Origin of the sequence: Thermus aquaticus, from assembly GCF_001280255.1 — a bacterium.
GTDB lineage: Bacteria > Deinococcota > Deinococci > Deinococcales > Thermaceae > Thermus > Thermus aquaticus.
This window is the reverse complement of sequence record NZ_LHCI01000061.1, coordinates 1-414: the sequence shown is the minus strand read 5'-3', so window position 1 is coordinate 414 and position 414 is coordinate 1. Positions and strand designations below refer to the sequence as shown.

General features: G+C 69.8%; 1 protein-coding gene. It reads right to left on the bottom strand.

Annotated features, from left to right (window positions below):
- A partial coding sequence (locus BVI061214_RS00370; RefSeq protein ID WP_156303170.1) for an aldehyde dehydrogenase family protein occupies positions 1 to 414 on the bottom strand: 414 nt, incomplete at both ends.

The window sequence follows — 414 nt, the reverse complement described above, 5'->3', positions numbered from 1 at the left end:
CTCCCGGGCCCCGTTGCCGCTGGCCTTCACCCCGCCGAAAGGCAGGTGGGCCTCGGCCCCCACGGTGGCGTTGTTGATGCTGGTCATGCCGGCCCGGATCCCCACCTTGAAGAGGTAGGCCCAGTGGCGGGGGGTGGGGGAGATGGCGCTGGGAAGGCCGTAAGGGGGGCTGTTGGCCACCTCTATGGCTTCCTCAATGCCGTCCACCTTCACCAGGTTGACGGTGGGCCCGAAGATCTCCTCCTGGAACTGGCGCATGCCGGGGCGGGCTTCAAAGACCGTGGGCCAGCCGAAAAGGCCGGCCTCAGGGTCCCCGTGGAAGCGGGGGTAGGGGTTGTCCCGGGTGATGCGCCCCCGGCCGAAAAGGAGCGTGGCCCCGTCCTCCTCGGCCCAGCGGTAGTGCTCCAGCCAGCG